Source organism: Sphingosinicella ginsenosidimutans (assembly GCF_007995055.1).
GTDB lineage: Bacteria > Pseudomonadota > Alphaproteobacteria > Sphingomonadales > Sphingomonadaceae > Allosphingosinicella > Allosphingosinicella ginsenosidimutans.
Window position 1 is genome coordinate 2,208,125 of the sequence record NZ_VOQQ01000001.1, and the last position, 16,040, is coordinate 2,224,164.

Genomic DNA, 16,040 nt, shown 5'->3' on the forward strand with positions numbered 1-16,040 from the left:
GGATGCGAAAAAAGATTGGCGCGCCGGGAATGCGGGCGTTTATCACGCGGGAAACGGCCGGAGCGCGCCAGTGGACGAAAGCAGGATCGAGACATTCGCGGCCTTTGCCGGCCGGATCGCCGATGCGGCCCGCGCGGTGACCTTGCCGGCGGCCGAGTCGGGCGTGTCGGCGGCAGAGGACAAGAATGAAGGCGGCGCCTTCGATCCGGTCACCGTCGCCGATCGCGAGGCGGAGCTTGCGATGCGCGCGCTCATCGAAGCGAACTATCCCGATCACGGGGTTTCGGGTGAGGAATTCGAGGTTCTGCGTGGCGATGCGAGGTTTGTGTGGAGCCTCGACCCGATTGACGGGACGCGTGCGTTCATTTGCGGGCTGCCGGGTTGGACGACGCTGGTCGCGCTGCTCGACGAGGGCAGGCCGGTGCTCGGCCTGGTCGATGCGCCGCGGCTCGACGAGCGTTATGTCGGCTTCGGCGGCACGGCTCGTCTGGAGCGCGGCGGCGGCGCGACGCCGATCGCGGTCAGCGATTGCCGGGCGCTCGCCACCGCGCGGCTCGCGACCACCGACCCCTATCTGTTCGCGGGCGTGGAGGCCGAAGCCTTTGCGCGGCTGCGCGGCGCGGCGCGGCTCACCCGCTACGGCTTCGACGCCTATGCCTATGCGCGCCTCGCAGCGGGCAGCATCGATATCGTGGCGGAATCGGGGCTGAAGCCGCACGACTGGGCGGCGCTCGTGCCGCTGATCCGCGCGGCCGGCGGCGTCGTCGGCAACTGGCGCGGCGAGGCGGATTTCGCCCAGGGGCAGGTCCTCGCGGCGGCGACGCCGGCGCTGTTCGAGGCGGCGGTGAGGACGCTCGCGCTCTAGCGGTGCCGTTCGGCGAGCCTGGCGGTCACGTCCGCCCAGCCGAAGCCCCGCGCCTCCATCAACACGGTCAGGTGATAGAGAAGGTCCGAAGCCTCCTCGATGCACCCGTCGCGATCGCGCGACACGGCGGCCAGAGCGAGCTCGACGCCCTCCTCGCCGATCTTCTGGGCGATGCGGGGCGTGCCTTCGGCGAGCAAGCGGGCGGTGTAGCTCTGGTCCGGCACCGCGGCGGCGCGATCGCGGACGATCCGGGCGAGGCGGGCGAGGAAGCCGATGCCCTGCGCGCCATCCCCGCCGAAGCAGCTCGGCGTGCCGAGGTGGCAGGTCGGCCCGGCCGGCGTCGCCGTGACGAGCAGCGCGTCGCCATCGCAATCGGGCAGGATGGCGGCCAAAGCGAGCCTGTTGCCGCTGGTTTCGCCCTTCTGCCACAGCCGCCCTTTCGAGCGGCTGAAGAAGGTGACGAACCCCGAGGAGAGCGTGGCCGCCAGCGCCTCCCGGTTCATGTAGCCGAGCATCAGCACCTGCGCCGTCTGGGCGTCCTGGACGATGGCGGGGAGGAGACCGTCCATTTTGTCCCAGCCGAGCCTGTCGATGTCGTCGGCGCTCAGCGGCGCATTTCGATCCCGCATGTCGCCAGATACTCCTTGAGGTCCGGGATCGCGATGATCCGGTCGTGGAAAACGGTGGCTGCGAGCGCGCCGCTCGCGCCGGCCGCGAAGGCGTCGCGGAAATGGTCGCGCGCGCCGGCGCCGCCCGAGGCGATGACCGGGACGGTGACCGCATCGATCACGGCGCCGAGATGCGCGATGTCGTAGCCGCCGCGCACGCCGTCCCGGTTCATGCAGTTGAGGACGATCTCGCCGGCGCCGCGATCGGTGGCCTCCCTGACCCAATCGAGCGTGCGGCGGCCGGAATCCCGGGTCGCGGCGACGCTGCCCGTATATTGCTTCACCCGATAATCCCCGTCCGCCTCCAGGCTGTCGACCCCGAGGACGACGCACTGGCTGCCGAACGCGCGCGCGATCTCGGCGATCAGCGCCGGCCGTTCCAGTGCGGGCGAGTTGATCGAAACCTTGTCGGCGCCGGCATCGAGGCAGGCGGCGGCCTGATCGAGGCCGCGGATTCCGCCGGCGACCGCGAAGGGAATGTCGATCACCCGCGCGATCCGATCGATCCAGGCGGTGTCGAGCGCGCGCCCTTCCGCGCTCGCGGTGATGTCGTAGAAGACCAGCTCGTCGGCGCCCTCGTCGCGATAGCGCAAGGCGTGCTCGACGACGTCGCCGACGTCGCGATGATCGCGGAACCGCACGCCCTTGACGACGCGGCCGTCCCTCACGTCGAGGCAGGGGATGATCCTACGCGCGGGCAAGCGACAGGGCCTCCGCAAGATCGACGCGTCCTTCCCACAATGCCCGGCCGACGATCGCGCCATCCGCGCCGGTTCCGGCGAGCGCGGCGAGATCGGCGATGCCGGCGACTCCGCCCGACGCCTGGAGCCGGACATGGGGCAGGCGCGATGCGATCTCGCGCATCAGGGAGAGATTGGGGCCCCGCATCATCCCGTCGCGCGAAATATCGGTGACGAGCATGTGCCGCGCCTGCGGAATGTCGGCGGCAACGTCGTAGAGCGTGCGATCCGAGCTTTGCGTCCAGCCCGCCGTCGCGACGAGCGGCGCGCCATCGACGACGTTGACGTCGAGCGCGAGCGCGATCCGATCGGCGCCATTGGCCGCGAGGATCGCGCGCACCGCCGCCGGATCGCGCACCGCGAGGCTGCCGATCACCACCCGCGACGCGCCGGCGGCGAGCGCGGCGGCGACCGACACCGCGTCGCGAAAGCCGCCCGCGACCTGGAGCTTGAGCGGGGCCCGCCCGGCGAGCGAGGCGACCAGATCGTGCTGCACCGGCCGGCCGGCCCTGGCGCCGTCGAGATCGACCACATGCGCCCATTCGGCCCCGGCGGCCGCAAAGCCAGCGAGCGCCTCGGCCGGGTCGCCGGCATAGACGGTGGCCTCGTCAAAGCGGCCCTGCGCGAGCCGCACGCAGCGGCCGCCCATAAGGTCCATGGCGGGATAGACGATCATGAGTCGAGAAAGGCCCTGAGGAAGCGCGCGCCGGCCGCGCCGGAGCGCTCGGGATGAAATTGCGCGCCGAGCACGTTGCCCTGCCGGATCGCGGCCGGGATCGGGCGCCCGTGATCGGCGCGCGCGATCGTCGCCGGCCCGTCGTCGCAGGCGTAGCTGTGCGCGAAATAGACATAGTCGCCATCGGCGAGGCCGCAGCCGGGATCGGCGACGGCCAGCCGGCTCCAGCCCATGTGGGGCACGCTGAGGCCGGCAGCCGGTTCGAGCCGTCGGACGACGCCCTCGATCAGGGCAAGGCAGGCCGCATCCTCTTCCTCGGACCGATCGAAGAGCAGCTGCATCCCGAGGCAGATGCCGAGCAGCGGCCGCGGAAAGGCGCGCAGCACATCGCCGAGGCCGCGTTCCTCGATGCGCGCCATCGCGAAGGCCGCCGCGCCGACGCCGGGCAGGACGACACGGTCCGCGCGGGCGATTTCCCCCGGGTCGGCGGTGAGTATCGGCGTCACGCCGAGCCGCTCGAACGCGATGCGGATCGATCCGATATTGCCGTAGCCGAGATCGACGATGGCGAGCGTCACAGCACGCCCTTCGTGCTCGGCAGCGCGTCGCCGCCTTCGCGCGCGATCGCCTGCCGCAACGCGCGGCCGAGCGCCTTGAAGCAGGCCTCGGTCTTGTGGTGATCGTTCTCGCCCGAAACCTTGACGTGGATCGCCGCGCCGAGCGTGTCGGCGAGGCTGCGGAAGACATGGGCCGTCATTTCGGTCGGATAGGCGCCGATATGGCTGGCCGCGAAATCGCCTTCGAAGCGGCTGAAGGGGCGGCCCGACAGATCGATCAGCACCTGCGCCTCCGCCTCGTCCATCGGCAGCGCGAAGCCGAAGCGGCCGATGCCGCGGCGGTCGCCGAGCGCCGCCCTCAGCGCCTGGCCGAAGGCGATGGCGCAATCCTCGATGCTGTGATGCGCGTCGATCTCGAGATCGCCTTCGCAGGCGAGGGTGAGCGCGAAGCCGCCATGCGCCGCGACCTGATCGAGCATGTGATCGTAGAAGGGGACTCCGGTGGCTATATTGCGCGGCGCGGCGGCGTCGAGATCGACCGCGACCGCGATCCGCGTCTCCTTCGTATCGCGCGCGGCCGTGGCGCGGCGGGAAGGCCGGCCGCCGGCCGCGACGCCCAGTGCGGCGAGCGCCGCCTGGTTCTCGGCATCGGTGCCGATGGTCAGGCGCAGGCCGCCGGGCACGGCATTGGGCCGGAAGCGGACGCGGATGCCGCGCGCGGTGAGCTTCGCCGCCAGCGCCGCCGGATCGTCCACATCGAGGAACAGGAAATTGCCGCCGCCGCTTCGCACGGACCTGACCAGCGGCGATCCGGCGAGCAGCCCGGCGATGCGCTCGCGATCCGCCTTGATCCGCGCGATCCGATCCTCGTGAATCGGGCGGCGCGACGGCGCGAGGCTCGCCAGGGCGGCGCGGATCGACAGCGACGGCAGCGGATAGGGCGGCAGGGCGCGGCCGATCAGCGCCGCGAGCTCGCCCGTTCCGATCGCGCATCCGATGCGTGCGCCGGCGAGGCCATAGGCCTTGGAGAGGGTGCGAAGGACGACGAGATTGTCGCGGCGGGCGGCCTCGGCGGCGAGGCTCGGCTGCTCCGAAAACTCGATATAGGCTTCGTCGAGGACGACGATCGTATCAGGACGGGCGTCGGCGACGCGAAGCACGTCGGACGCCGCGACCGGGTTGCCGGTCGGGTTGTTGGGCGCGCAGAGGAAGGCGAGCTTGAGCTCCGCCTCCCCAGCGACGGCGGCGAGGAAGGCATCGGCGTCGAAATCGAAGCTGTCGGTCAGCCGCGTCTCGATCACGCGCGCGCCCTGGAGCCGGGCGAACTGGGCATAAGCGGAAAAGGTCGGCTGGCAGATCGAAACCGCGTCGATGCCGAGGCGGCAGAAGGTGCGGATCAGGATGTCGATCGCATCGTCGGCGCCGCGCGTCGCGACGACATTGTCCGGCGCGACTCCGTAGAGGGCCGCCAGCGCGCGCCGCAACGCCATGGGCTGCGGCTCGGGATAGCGGTTCACCCCGTCCGCGAGCGAACCCTCGACCAGCGGCGCATAGGGGTTTTCATTGGCGTCGAGCTTGATCGCGTCCGGCCCGAACGACTCATTGGCCTGGGCCGCGATGTCGACCGGCGGGAGAGCGAGGATTTCGGGGCGCGCGAGGCGGGCGAGGAGGCTCATGCCGCCGCCTCCGCGCGCAGGTCCGCCGCGCGGGCATGGGCTTCGAGGCCCTCCAGCCGCGCGAGCGCCGCGGCGGGACCGGCGGCGGCGCGGGCCGCTTCGGCCGTCACCTCCTGCACGGTGATCGACTTCATGAAGCTCATCGCCGAAATCCCGCTCCAGGCGCGGGCGGCGCCATCGGTCGGCAGGACATGGCTGGAGCCGGCGAGATAGTCGCCGAACGTCTCGGCGGCGGCGCGGCCGGCGAAGATCGCGCCGGCATTGGCGAGGCGCGCCAGCAGCGCCCGCGGCTCCGCGACGGCGAGCGAGAGATGCTCGGGCGCATAGGCGTTGGCGATCGCGGCCGCCTCGTCATCGCCGCCGACCAGCAGGACGCGCGCGGCGGCGAGCGATGCGGCGGCGATGTCGCGGCGCGGCAGGGGGGCGAGCTGGCGCGCGACCTCGGCCTCGACCGCATCCGCGAGGGCCGGCGCGTGCGTCACCAGCATGACCTGCGCGGCGGCGTCATGCTCGGCCTGGCTGAGCAGATCGGCGGCGACGAGGCGCGGATCGGCGCCGGCATCGGCGATCACCATCAGCTCGCTGGGGCCCGCCGGCATGTCGATCGCGGGGCCGCCGGGAAGGCCGGCGACGAGCGTCTTGGCCTCCGCGACCCAGGCATTGCCCGGCCCGCAGATCCTGTCGACGCGCGGGATCGGCCCGGCGCCGAAGGCGAGCGCGGCGATCGCCTGGGCGCCGCCGACGGTCCACACCGCCTCGATCCCGGCCAGATCGGCGGCGAGCGCGACGAGCGGATCGAGCCCGCCATCGGGGCGCGGCGGGGTGACCGCGACAATCTCGCCGACGCCGGCCGCGCGGGCGGGAAGCGCGAGCATCAGCAGGGTCGAGAAGAGGGGCGTCCGGCCGCCCGGCACGTAGAGGCCGACCCGCTCGATCGGCCGCCAGACCTTGCGAACGACGAGGCCCGGCATGGTCTCGACCGCCACCTCGTTCGGCAGGCCGGCGCGGTGGAAGCGATCGATATTGGCGGCGGCCAGCTCGATCGCCGCAAGATCGGCCGGCGGGAGATCGCGGCGCGCCCGCGCGGCAATGTCGGCGACGGCGACGCGCTGCGGCATCGCGCCGTCGATCCGCATCGCCTCGTCGGCGAGCGCGGTCCAGCCGCCGCCTCGCACCTTGTCGACGATCGCGCGAACGCCATCGACCAGCGCCGGATCGCGCCGCGAGGCCGGGCGCGCGAGCGCGGCGACGCGGCCGGCCTCATCCAGTTCGCTCCAGACCAGCCGGCGCATCACATCATCATCTTTTCGATGGGCATGACCAGGATCGCCGAGGCGCCCGCCGCCTTGAGCTTCTCCAGCGTCTCCCAGAAGACCGATTCCTGGCACACCGCATGGACCGCGAAATGACCGGCGCGGCCGGCGAGCGGGATGATCGTCGGGGATTCGGCGCCGGGCAGGATCGCGGCGATGGCGTCCAGCGCCTCCTCGGGCGCGTTGAGCATGATATATTTGGATTCCTGCGTGGCGAGCACGCCCTCGATCCGCCGCCACAGATTGTCGCTCAGCCCCTGCTTCGCCGCCGACAGCGGCTTCAGGGTGCGGACCAGCACCGCCTCGCTCTCCATCACCGTTTCGACCGGGACGAGGCCGTTCGCCTCCAGCGTCGCGCCGGTCGACACGAGATCGCAGATGAAACCGGCGATGCCGAGCCGGGGCGCGAGCTCCACCGCGCCGTTCATCCTGACGACCGTCGCGTCGATCCCGCGCTCGTCGAGAAAGCGCCGGGTGAGGCGCGGATAGGAGGTCGCGACGCGCGCGCCGGCGAGGCTTTCGGGGCCGCGATAGGGCGTCGCCTCGGGCGCCGCGATCTTCAGCGCGCAGCGGCCGAAGCCGAGCGGTGCGATCACCTCGAAGCGCGCCTCGGGCTGGTCGAGCGCGAACTCCTCCAGCACGTTGCGCCCCACCATGCCGAACTCGCACACGCCGTCGGCGACGAAGGTCGGGATGTCGTCGTCGCGCACGAACATGAGGTCGATCGGAAAATTGTCGACGCGCGCGGTGAGCGCATTCTTGCCGTTCTGGATCTTGAGCCCGGCATCGCGAAGCAGCCCGCGGCTATAGTCCGCGAGCCGGCCCGATTTCTGGACCGCGATGTGGAGCCGCCCCGAATCAACCAGCATCGCGCGTCTCCAGCGCATCGAGCGCGGCACGATAGCCGTGGTTGCGCTCCTGCTTCAGGAAGCGCGCGACGCGCACGATCGTGGTGGTGCTGACGCCGGTCGCGTCGTGAATCTCGCGATAGGTGAGATCGGTCGAATCGAGCAGCCGGGCGACGTGCCAGCGCTCCGCCAGGGTCCGGATTTCGGCCGGGGTGCACAGGTCCGCGAGCAGGCGCGCCATCGCCGCCGCATCCCCGGGCTGCAGCAATGCGCGGCACAGATCGCCGGTCAGGACGTCGGGGTCGCGGCTCGGTTGCAGGGCAGTGGCGGTGGCCATCGGTCGATCCATTGTGTTAGCACGATGTAACAGAACGAGCCCACTAATCGAGGCCGGGATCGAGCGCAAGCGGGAATCGGATCAGCCCGTCAGCGGTCCTTCAGCCACGCCGGGACGCGGTCGGCGCCGATGAGGGCGTCGAGCGTCTGCCGCGCGCGGGCGATCGCCCAGTCCGACCCGTTGACGATCACCTCGGCGGTGAGCGGGCGGCTGTTATAGGTGCTGGCCATCGTCGCGGCATAGGCGCCGGCGGTGCGGAAGACGACGAGGTCGCCGGCCTCGACCCGCCCGATCGTGCGGCCGGTGGCAAAGGTGTCGCCGGTCTCGCAGACCGGGCCGACGATGTCGGCGGTCATCGTGCCGTCGCGCGGGATCACCGGATCGATCGCGTGAAAGGCGTCGTAGAGCGCGGGGCGCATCAGATCGTTCATCGCGGCATCCACGATCACGAACGGGGTGCCGGCGCCCGGCTTCACGCGGATGACCCGGCTCAGCAGCACGCCCGCATTGGCGACGATCAGCCGCCCCGGCTCGAAGACCAGGGTCACGTCCCAGCCGCGCGTCACGCGGGCGACCATCGCGCCATAGGCTTCCGGCTCCGGCGGCGGCGGCCGATCGGGATCGTAGGGAACGCCGAGCCCGCCGCCCAGGTCGGCGCGGCGGATGTGGTGCCCATCCTCGCGCAATTGCCGGATCAGTTCGCCGATCCGGGTGAAGGCGGCCTCCAGCGGGGCGAGATCGGTGAGCTGGCTGCCGATATGGACGGCGACGCCGGTGACCGCGAGCCCGGGAAGCGCGCGGGCGCGATCATAAGCGGCGCGCGCGCGATCGATCGGCACGCCGAACTTGTTGTGCGCCGCGCCGGTCGAGATCTTTGCGTGGGAGCGCGCGTCGACGTCCGGGTTCACGCGGAAGGCCACCGGTGCGTCGCGGCCGAGACGGACGGCGACGGCCGACAGCATCTCCGCCTCCTCGACCGATTCGAGGTTGAATAGGGAAAGGCCGCCGGCGAGCGCCTCCTCCATTTCCGCCTCGGTCTTGCCGACGCCGGAAAAGACGATCTTCGCCGGCGCGATCCCCGCCGCGACCGCACGGCGATATTCGCCGATCGAGACGATGTCCGCGCCAAGCCCTTCGGTGGCGAGCGTGGCGAGCACGGCGGCATTGGGATTGGCCTTGACCGCGAAGGCCGTCAGCGAATCGCCGGCCGGCGCGACGGCCGTCTGGAACACGCGGGCGTGCCGCCGCATCGTCGCGGTCGAATAGACATAGACCGGCGTGCCGACGGCCTCGGCGATGGTCGGCAGCGGCACGTCCTCGCAGTGAAGGGCGCCGTCCCTGATCGTGAAATGATCCATGTCCATCCCGTGCTGCGATGCAGCAGGGACGGGTGACAAGCCGGCGCTTGCCTGTCAAGGAACCCGCCATGACGGCGAGCGGACAGGGCGAAGCGAGCGAGGCGGCGCGGCGAATCGGCGCGGCGCGGCGCATCGTGGTGAAGGTCGGCTCCTCGCTGGTGATCGGCGAGGGCGGCGCCCGCGAAGCGTGGATGGCCGGGCTTGCCGAGGATCTCGCGGCGCTGATCGCGGCGGGAAAGCAGGTGTTGCTCGTGACCTCCGGAGCCGTGGCGCTGGGCCGGCCGCGCCTCGGCCTCGCGCGTTCCGGCCGGCTGGAGGACAAGCAGGCTGCGGCGGCGGCGGGGCAGGCGGTGCTGATGCAGGCCTGGGACCGCGCCTTCGCGCCGCACGATGTCCCGACCGCGCAGCTGCTGCTGACCTTCGGCGACACCGAACAGCGCAGGCGCTGGCTGAACGTGCGCGCGACGCTGTCGGTGCTGCTCGCGCGGCGCGCGCTGCCGGTCATCAACGAGAATGACAGCGTGGCGACCGACGAGCTTCGCTATGGCGACAATGACCGGCTGTCGGCGCGGGTCGCGCAGATGGTGGGCGCGGATCTGCTCATGCTGCTGTCCGATGTGGACGGCCTCTACACCGCCGATCCCGCGCGCGATCCCGAGGCGCGGCGGATCGCCGTCGTCGAGGAGCTGACCGAGGAGATCGAGGCCTGTGCCGGGGGCGCATCGACCCATGGATCGGGCGGAATGCGGACCAAGCTCGCCGCCGCCCGCATCGCGCGCGCCGCCGGCTGCGCGACGCTGATCGCCTCCGGCCGGGAGGAGAGGCCGGTGGCGCGGCTCAGGGCAGGCGCGCCGGCGACCCTGGTCCTCGCCGACGGCACGCCCAAAAGCGCCTACAAGCAGTGGATCGCCGGCACGCTCGTGCCCGCCGGAAGCGTCAGCATCGATGCCGGCGCGGAGGCCGCCCTGGCGGCGGGGCGGAGCCTGCTGCCCGCCGGCGTCGCCGCGGTCTCCGGCGGGTTCGAGCGCGGCGAGTGCATCGCCGTGCTCGCGCCGGACGGGCGCGAAATCGCGCGCGGCATCAGCGCCTATGACGCCGAGGAAGCACGGCTGCTGATCGGCTGTCCCAGGGGCGGGATTGCCGCGCGGCTCGGCTATGCGCGGGCGAGCGAGTTGATCCACCGCGACGATCTGGCGATGATCGCGCGATGAGCCTTGCCGACGACATGAAGGACATGGGCCGCCGCGCCCGCGCCGCCGCCGCGACATTGCGGCAGACGAACGCCGCGACGCGAAGCGCGGCGATCGCGGCGATGGCGCGGCAGGTGCGGGCTCGTGTTCCGGCGATCCTCGGCGCCAATGCCGCGGATGTCGCGGGCGCGAGCGGAATGATCGATCGGCTGCGGCTCGATCCCGGGCGGGTCGAGGCGCTCGCGGACGCGCTCGACCAGGTGGCGGCGCTGCCCGATCCGCTCGGCCGGGAGACGGCGCGCTGGCAGCGGCCGAACGGGCTCGACATCGCCCGCGTCGCGACGCCGATCGGGGTCATCGGCATGATCTTCGAAAGCCGGCCCAACGTCGCCACCGATGCCGCCGCGATCTGCATCCGATCGGGCAACGCCGTCATCCTGCGCAGCGGATCGGATGCGCTCGCCACCTGCCTTGCGCTGCACGAGGCGATCGCGGCGGGGCTTGCCGAGGCCGGGCTCGACGCGGCGTGCGTGCAGATCGTGCCGACGCCGGACCGTGCGGCGGTGGGCCACATGCTCGGCGGGCTCGACGGCGCGATCGATCTCATCATCCCGCGCGGCGGCAAGGCGCTGGTCGAACGAGTCGCGCGCGAAGCGCGGGTCGCCGTGCTCGGCCATCTCGAAGGCATTTGCCACACCTACCTGCACCAATCGGCCGATCCGGCGATGGCGCGCGCGATCGTCGTCAATGCGAAGCTGCGGCGCACCTCGGTCTGCGGCGCGACCGAATGCCTGCTGATCGATCGCGCGGCGGCGCCCGTGCTGCTGCCGCCGATCGCCGCGGCGCTTCGCGAGGGCGGCTGCGCGTTGCGGGGCGATCCGGAGAGCCGCGCGCTCGCCGACGGGATCGCGGCGGCCGACGACTCGGATTGGGGCCGCGAATATCTCGCGCCGGTGCTCGCCGTGAAGATCGTCGACGGGCTGGACGCCGCGATCGGCTTCATCGCGGCGCACGGATCGGGCCATACCGACGCCATCGTCGCCGATGACGACGCGGCCGCCGAGCGCTTCCTTGCCGAGGTCGACAGCGCGATCGTGGTCCGCAACGCATCGACCCAGTTCGCCGACGGCGGCGAGTTCGGATTCGGGGCGGAGATCGGCATCGCGACGGGGCGGCTCGCGCCGCGCGGGCCGGTCGGGCCGGAACAGCTCACCAGCTACAAATATGTCGTCCGCGGCGCCGGCCAGACGCGTCCCTGAATCCTTCGCAGGTGCGGAATCTTTTGCCAAAGTGACGGCCCGATCGGCGATCTTTTGCTTCGCCGGCGCGTTTCACGATGTCAGCTCCGCGAACGCCGTTTGCCGTATCTTTTCTTGTTTTTCAGTCGTTTAATGGAAGATGGATTCCCGCTTTCGACGGAATGACGGAGCGGCCTGGAGCGGGTGAAATCTTCGCGACTGACGGCACCCAAAATTAACCCGGTTGACGGATAACCGTTCTCCGCTTCATGCTTAGACGAGCGATCCGGCATGGTGCCGGGCCGCGGCCGTGGAGAAGTTGCGCGCGATGTCGACCGTCGCCCAGTTCCGCTCTTTCGACCGTGCCGGCATCGGCATGGACACGGCCGCCTGCACGCTTTTTGCCATGATTACGACGATTACCACCACGCGAAAGCGGGACGGTAGCGGCTGATCACAAGGCCCGGAAAGCAAGGCTTCCACCGACCCGCTCCCCGAAACCGGCGAGCGGGTTTTTTAACGCCCGAACTCGCCGCCCACCACCAGGACGAAGGCGACAAGACGATGGACAATCTGGATCGACAGGACGGCGCGCGGCGGCTCGTCGTGCTCAAGTTCGGCAGCTCGGTGCTCGAATGCGAGGACGATTACCGGACCTGCGCGCAGGAAATCTATCGTCACATCCGCGACGGCGAGAAGGTCGTCGCGGTCGTCTCCGCGCTCGCCGGCGAGACCGACGCGCTGCTCGCGCAGGCGGCCCGGGTCGGCGGCGATCCGGCGCCCGGCTTCGTCGCCCGGCTGGCCCGGGTCGGGGAGCTTCGGTCGGCGGCGCTGATGGGCCTCGCGCTCGGCCGGATGGGGGTCCGGACCTGGGTGCTCGATCCGGACGAGATGGGGCTGGTCGCGACCGGCGCGCCGCTCGACGCCGATCTGGTCTCGCTCGATGCCGGTGCGGTCGATGCGAAGCTCGCGGACCATGACGTGGTGGTGGTGCCGGGCTTCACCGCCGGCCATGCCGAACATGGGGTGGTGACGCTCGGCCGCGGCGGAACCGATCTTTCGGCCGTGTTCTTCGCCGCGCGGCTCGGCGCGAAGCGGGTGCGGCTGCTGAAGGATGTCGACGGCGTCTACGCGCAGGATCCGGCGGTCCATCCCAATGCCGAGCGCTACGGGACGCTGTCCTACGAGCGCGCCCATGAGGCGAGCGCCGGGCTGATCCAGCCCAAGGCGATCGACGCGGCGAAGGCGGCGGGCGTCGCGATCGAGATCGCCGCCATCGGCCATCACGAGGCGACGGTGATCGCCGCCTTGCCGGCGCGGCGCGAGGTGCCGCTCGCCTTTCCGAAGCTGCGGGTCGCGCTCCTCGGCTGCGGCGCGGTCGGCGCCGGCGTCCTCTCCTACCTCCAGCAGCGGCCGGACCTGTTCGAGGTCGGCCCGGTGCTGGTGCGACGGCCGGGCGCGCATGAGCCGATGGGCGACGAGACCTATACCGATACGCTCGCCGACACGCTCGCCATCGAGCCTGACCTCCTGGTCGAGGCGATCGGCGGGGCCGACTATCCGGCGGAGATCATGTGCGCGGCGCTGAAGCGCGGGACCCATGTCGTCACCGCCAACAAGGCCGCGCTCGCCGCGCATTACGATGCGCTCCATGCCTGTGCCGAGGCGGGCGGGGTGAGCCTTTCCTATTCCTCCGCCGTCGGCGGCGGTACGCCGATCCTCGAGACGGTCGCGCGGCTGCGCGGCGACGGCGGGGTCGTCGCGATCGAAGGCGTGATGAACGGCACGTGCAACTTCCTGCTGAGCCGCCTTGCCGAGGGCGGATCGTTCGAGGAAGCGGTGGCCGAGGCGCAGGCGCTCGGTTTCGCCGAGGCCGACCCCTCGACCGACGTCGACGGGCACGATGCCGCCGACAAGCTCTCGCTGCTCGCGCGCCGCGCATTCGGCGTGCCGCTGTCGGCGGCGCGGATCCGCAAGGCCTCGCTGCGGACCGTGAGCGCGCGATCCGTGAAGGCCGCTCTCGCCGAGGGCAAGGTCCTGAAGCAGATCGGTCGCTGCGCGCGCGGCGCGGACGGGCTGGTCGCGGCCTCGGTCGAGATCGAGGCGCTGCCCGTCGATCACCCGCTCGCCGGCGCGCGCGACGAGGAGAATCGCTTCCTCGTCCGCCAGCGCGATGGCAGGGTCCACGCCGTCTATGGTAAGGGCGCCGGGCGGTGGCCCACCGCGGCGGCCCTGTTCGGCGACGTGATGGACCTGCAGCGCCGGCTCGCCGCCGAAGCGCAGGCCGCGCCGCTGAAGCTCAGTGCATGAGGAGCGCAATGATGACCGATCGGGCCACGGCGAGCGCGCCGGCGAGCATCGGCAATGTCGCGGTCGGCTTCGACGTGCTCGGCCAGGCCTTCGATGCCGCGCGCGACAGCGTCACGGCGGTGCGCGAGGCGAAGAAGGGGGCGCGGCTCGGCGAGGTGGGCGGCCTCGTGACGCAGCTCCCCGAGGTGCCCGCCCGGAATACCGCTCTGGCGGCGGCGAAGGCGCTGCTCGATGCGGTCGACGCGCCCTTTGGCGTGCGCCTGTCGATCACGAAGGGCGTGCCGCTGTCGGCCGGGATGGGCGGATCGGCGGCCTCCGCGGTTGCCGCGGTGGTCGCGGTCAATGCCCTGCTGGAGACGCCGTTGCCGCTGGCCGACCTGCTTCCGTTCGCGCTTGAAGGCGAGCGCGTCTCGTCCGATCCGCCGCCCTGGGACAATGTCGTCGCCAGCCTGTTCGGCGGCCTCGCGCTCGTCGCGCGGGAGCGGCCCGGCGGCGTCCACCGCCTGCCGACGCCGAAGAGCGTGGTCGCGGTGCTGCTGCACCCGCCGGTCGAAACCAGGACCAGCACCGCCCGGCGGCTGCTGAAGCCGCAGGTGCCGATGCGGATCGCGGTGGAACATTCGCGGCGTATCGCGGCCTTCGTCGCCGGCTGCGCGACCGGCAATGTCGATCTGCTGCGCGCCGGGCTCGACGATCTGCTCGTCGAGCCGCAGCGTACGCCGCTGCTGCCGGCGCTCCCGGCGGTGAAGCAGGCGGCGCTCGCCGCCGGCGCGCTCGGCTGCTCCTTCTCGGGCGCCGGACCATCGGTCTTCGCCTGGGCGCTGGCGCACGAGGCGGGCCGGGTCGAGCGCGCAATGGCCGCCGCGTTCCGCGCGGCGGGCCTCGAAGCGACAGCCTATCGTGCGCCGGTCGAAAGCGCCGGCGCGCGGCTGGAGGACGGCGAAGCCGCACGGGAGGCCGCGTGAGATATGTGAGCACCAGGGGAGCGGCCGGCGTCGGCCTCGGCCAGGCGATCCGCGCCGGCGCCGCGCCCGACGGCGGGCTCTACGTGCCCGAAGACGTGCCCGCCGCCGGTGCGGCGGAGCTCGCCGAGGCTTCGCTGGCCGAGTTCGCGGCGGCCATGCTCGCGCCCTTTTTCGCCGGCGATCCGCTGGCGGACGAGCTGCCGGCGATCTGCGCCGAGGCGTTCGACTTTCCAGTGCCGATCGTCACGCCCGATCCGGCGCGGCCGGGGCTCCGCGCGCTGGAGCTGTTCCACGGGCCGACCGGCGCCTTCAAGGATTTCGGCGCACGCTTCCTGATGGCCTGTTTCGACCGGCTCGGCGATCCGTGCCGGCCATTGTCGGTGCTGGTGGCGACATCCGGCGACACCGGCGGGGCGGTCGGCTGCGCCGCCGAAGGGCGCGATGCGGTGCGCGCGACGATCCTCTATCCCGCCGGCCGCGTCTCGCCGTTCCAGGCGGCGCAGCTCAGCTGCTGGGGCGCGCCGGTGCAGGCGCTGGAGGTCGATGGCGATTTCGACGATTGCCAGCGGCTGGTGAAGGCCGCCTTCGCCGATCGCGTGCTCGCCGGCGCGCACAATCTCACCTCCGCCAACTCGATCAACATCGGCCGGCTGCTGCCGCAGGTCGCCTATCTCGCCTATGCCTCGGTCCGAGCGGCGCGCGAGACCGGCGGCGAAGTCGGCTTCATCATCCCGAGCGGCAATCTCGGCCACGGTTTCGCCGCTCTCTATGCGCGGGCGATGGGCTTTCCGATCCGGCCGATCGTGCTCGCGACCAACGCCAACCGGACGCTGGCCGACTGGAAGGCGACCGGCGTCTATTCGCCGCGCGCGTCGGTGGCGACGATCGCCAATGCCATGGACGTCGGCGCGCCGAGCAATTTCGAGCGGCTCGCGGCGCTGCCGCCGGAGCAGCGCAGGCTCGGGGTCGAGCTGGTGACCGACGCCCAGATCCGCGAGCGGATCCGCATCGAACATGGATCGAGCGGCTATGTCTGGTGCCCGCATTCGGCAACCGCCGTCGAGGCCTATGCGCGCCTCTCCGATCGGGTCCGCGACGAGGTGACGTGGATCGCGGCGGCGACCGCGCACCCGTTCAAGTTCGCTGAGATCGTCGAGCCGCTGATCGGCGCGGCGATCGCGCCGTCGCCGGCGCTGGCCGCGATCGCCGATCGGCCGCTGGCGAGACGCGCGATCCCGGCGCGGCTCGACGCGCTCGTGGCCGCGCTCCGGCCAGCCCCCGAACCCGCACACGCCTGAG

16 protein-coding genes are annotated in these 16,040 nt (G+C 71.7%); 6 read left to right on the forward strand and 10 right to left on the reverse strand.

All coding sequences use genetic code 11. The annotated features are described in order from the left end of the window. Positions 1–70: 70 nt before the first annotated feature. Complete coding sequence (locus FRZ32_RS10990) at positions 71–865, forward strand: inositol monophosphatase family protein (RefSeq protein WP_205008264.1); 795 nt, start codon at positions 71–73, stop codon at positions 863–865. Here FRZ32_RS10990 and hisIE read toward each other — a convergent pair. From hisIE to lysA, 9 genes are all read right to left on the reverse strand, one after another. Continuing rightward, positions 862–1,494, reverse strand: coding sequence for a bifunctional phosphoribosyl-AMP cyclohydrolase/phosphoribosyl-ATP diphosphatase HisIE (gene hisIE / locus FRZ32_RS10995; protein WP_147043543.1), 633 nt, complete (start codon positions 1,492–1,494; stop codon positions 862–864). The genes FRZ32_RS10990 and hisIE overlap by 4 nt on opposite strands. Beyond that, the gene (gene hisF / locus FRZ32_RS11000) at positions 1,470–2,234 is read right to left on the reverse strand and encodes an imidazole glycerol phosphate synthase subunit HisF (RefSeq protein ID WP_147043544.1); all 765 of its coding nucleotides are present in this window, start codon (positions 2,232–2,234) and stop codon (positions 1,470–1,472) included. Before hisF ends, hisIE begins: the two co-directional genes overlap by 25 nt. Beyond that, positions 2,221–2,949: a 1-(5-phosphoribosyl)-5-[(5-phosphoribosylamino)methylideneamino]imidazole-4-carboxamide isomerase gene (locus tag FRZ32_RS11005; RefSeq protein WP_147043545.1), complete on the reverse strand. Its 729-nt coding sequence runs from the start codon at positions 2,947–2,949 to the stop codon at positions 2,221–2,223. The genes hisF and FRZ32_RS11005 overlap by 14 nt, the downstream gene beginning before the upstream one ends. Continuing rightward, positions 2,946–3,527, reverse strand: coding sequence for an imidazole glycerol phosphate synthase subunit HisH (gene hisH / locus FRZ32_RS11010; RefSeq protein WP_147043546.1), 582 nt, complete (start codon positions 3,525–3,527; stop codon positions 2,946–2,948). The genes FRZ32_RS11005 and hisH overlap by 4 nt, the downstream gene beginning before the upstream one ends. Continuing rightward, positions 3,524–5,182, reverse strand: a complete 1,659-nt coding sequence (gene hisC, locus FRZ32_RS11015) for a histidinol-phosphate transaminase (RefSeq protein ID WP_147043547.1) — start codon at positions 5,180–5,182, stop codon at positions 3,524–3,526. Before hisC ends, hisH begins: the two co-directional genes overlap by 4 nt. Beyond that, the gene (hisD, locus tag FRZ32_RS11020; RefSeq protein WP_147043548.1) at positions 5,179–6,474 is read right to left on the reverse strand and encodes a histidinol dehydrogenase; all 1,296 of its coding nucleotides are present in this window, start codon (positions 6,472–6,474) and stop codon (positions 5,179–5,181) included. Before hisD ends, hisC begins: the two co-directional genes overlap by 4 nt. After that, positions 6,474–7,364, reverse strand: a complete 891-nt coding sequence (gene hisG / locus FRZ32_RS11025) for an ATP phosphoribosyltransferase (protein WP_147043549.1) — start codon at positions 7,362–7,364, stop codon at positions 6,474–6,476. Before hisG ends, hisD begins: the two co-directional genes overlap by 1 nt. Further along, the gene (locus FRZ32_RS11030; protein WP_147043550.1) at positions 7,354–7,680 is read right to left on the reverse strand and encodes a YerC/YecD family TrpR-related protein; all 327 of its coding nucleotides are present in this window, start codon (positions 7,678–7,680) and stop codon (positions 7,354–7,356) included. The genes hisG and FRZ32_RS11030 overlap by 11 nt, the downstream gene beginning before the upstream one ends. 89 nt (positions 7,681–7,769) lie before the next feature. Next, a complete protein-coding gene (gene lysA / locus FRZ32_RS11035) occupies positions 7,770–9,038 on the reverse strand; it encodes a diaminopimelate decarboxylase (RefSeq protein WP_147044438.1) in 1,269 nt (422 codons plus the stop codon). A 68-nt stretch (positions 9,039–9,106) separates the two neighbouring features. Between lysA and proB the strand changes: the two genes are divergently transcribed. Beyond that, on the forward strand, positions 9,107–10,249 hold the full coding sequence (gene proB / locus FRZ32_RS11040; RefSeq protein WP_147043551.1) for a glutamate 5-kinase: 1,143 nt from the start codon (positions 9,107–9,109) through the stop codon (positions 10,247–10,249). Further along, positions 10,246–11,487 carry a glutamate-5-semialdehyde dehydrogenase gene (locus FRZ32_RS11045; protein WP_147043552.1) on the forward strand — a complete coding sequence of 414 codons (1,242 nt, stop codon included), beginning with the start codon at positions 10,246–10,248 and terminating at the stop codon, positions 11,485–11,487. Before proB ends, FRZ32_RS11045 begins: the two co-directional genes overlap by 4 nt. A 252-nt stretch (positions 11,488–11,739) precedes the next feature. On the opposite strand, the gene FRZ32_RS15290 is transcribed toward FRZ32_RS11045, so the two are convergent. Beyond that, the gene (locus FRZ32_RS15290; RefSeq protein WP_158635902.1) at positions 11,740–11,949 is read right to left on the reverse strand and encodes a hypothetical protein; all 210 of its coding nucleotides are present in this window, start codon (positions 11,947–11,949) and stop codon (positions 11,740–11,742) included. 81 nt (positions 11,950–12,030) lie between these two features. On the opposite strand from FRZ32_RS15290, the gene FRZ32_RS11050 reads away from it, so the two are divergent. The 3 genes from FRZ32_RS11050 to thrC are packed head-to-tail and all read left to right on the forward strand — an operon-like array spanning position 12,031 to position 16,039. After that, the gene (locus FRZ32_RS11050; RefSeq protein WP_147043553.1) at positions 12,031–13,776 is read left to right on the forward strand and encodes a homoserine dehydrogenase; all 1,746 of its coding nucleotides are present in this window, start codon (positions 12,031–12,033) and stop codon (positions 13,774–13,776) included. Between the two features lie 11 nt (positions 13,777–13,787). Beyond that, positions 13,788–14,741, forward strand: a complete 954-nt coding sequence (locus FRZ32_RS11055; RefSeq protein ID WP_147043554.1) for a homoserine kinase — start codon at positions 13,788–13,790, stop codon at positions 14,739–14,741. Further along, complete coding sequence (gene thrC / locus FRZ32_RS11060) at positions 14,738–16,039, forward strand: threonine synthase (protein WP_147043555.1); 1,302 nt, start codon at positions 14,738–14,740, stop codon at positions 16,037–16,039. The genes FRZ32_RS11055 and thrC overlap by 4 nt, the downstream gene beginning before the upstream one ends. Position 16,040: the final 1 nt, after the last annotated feature.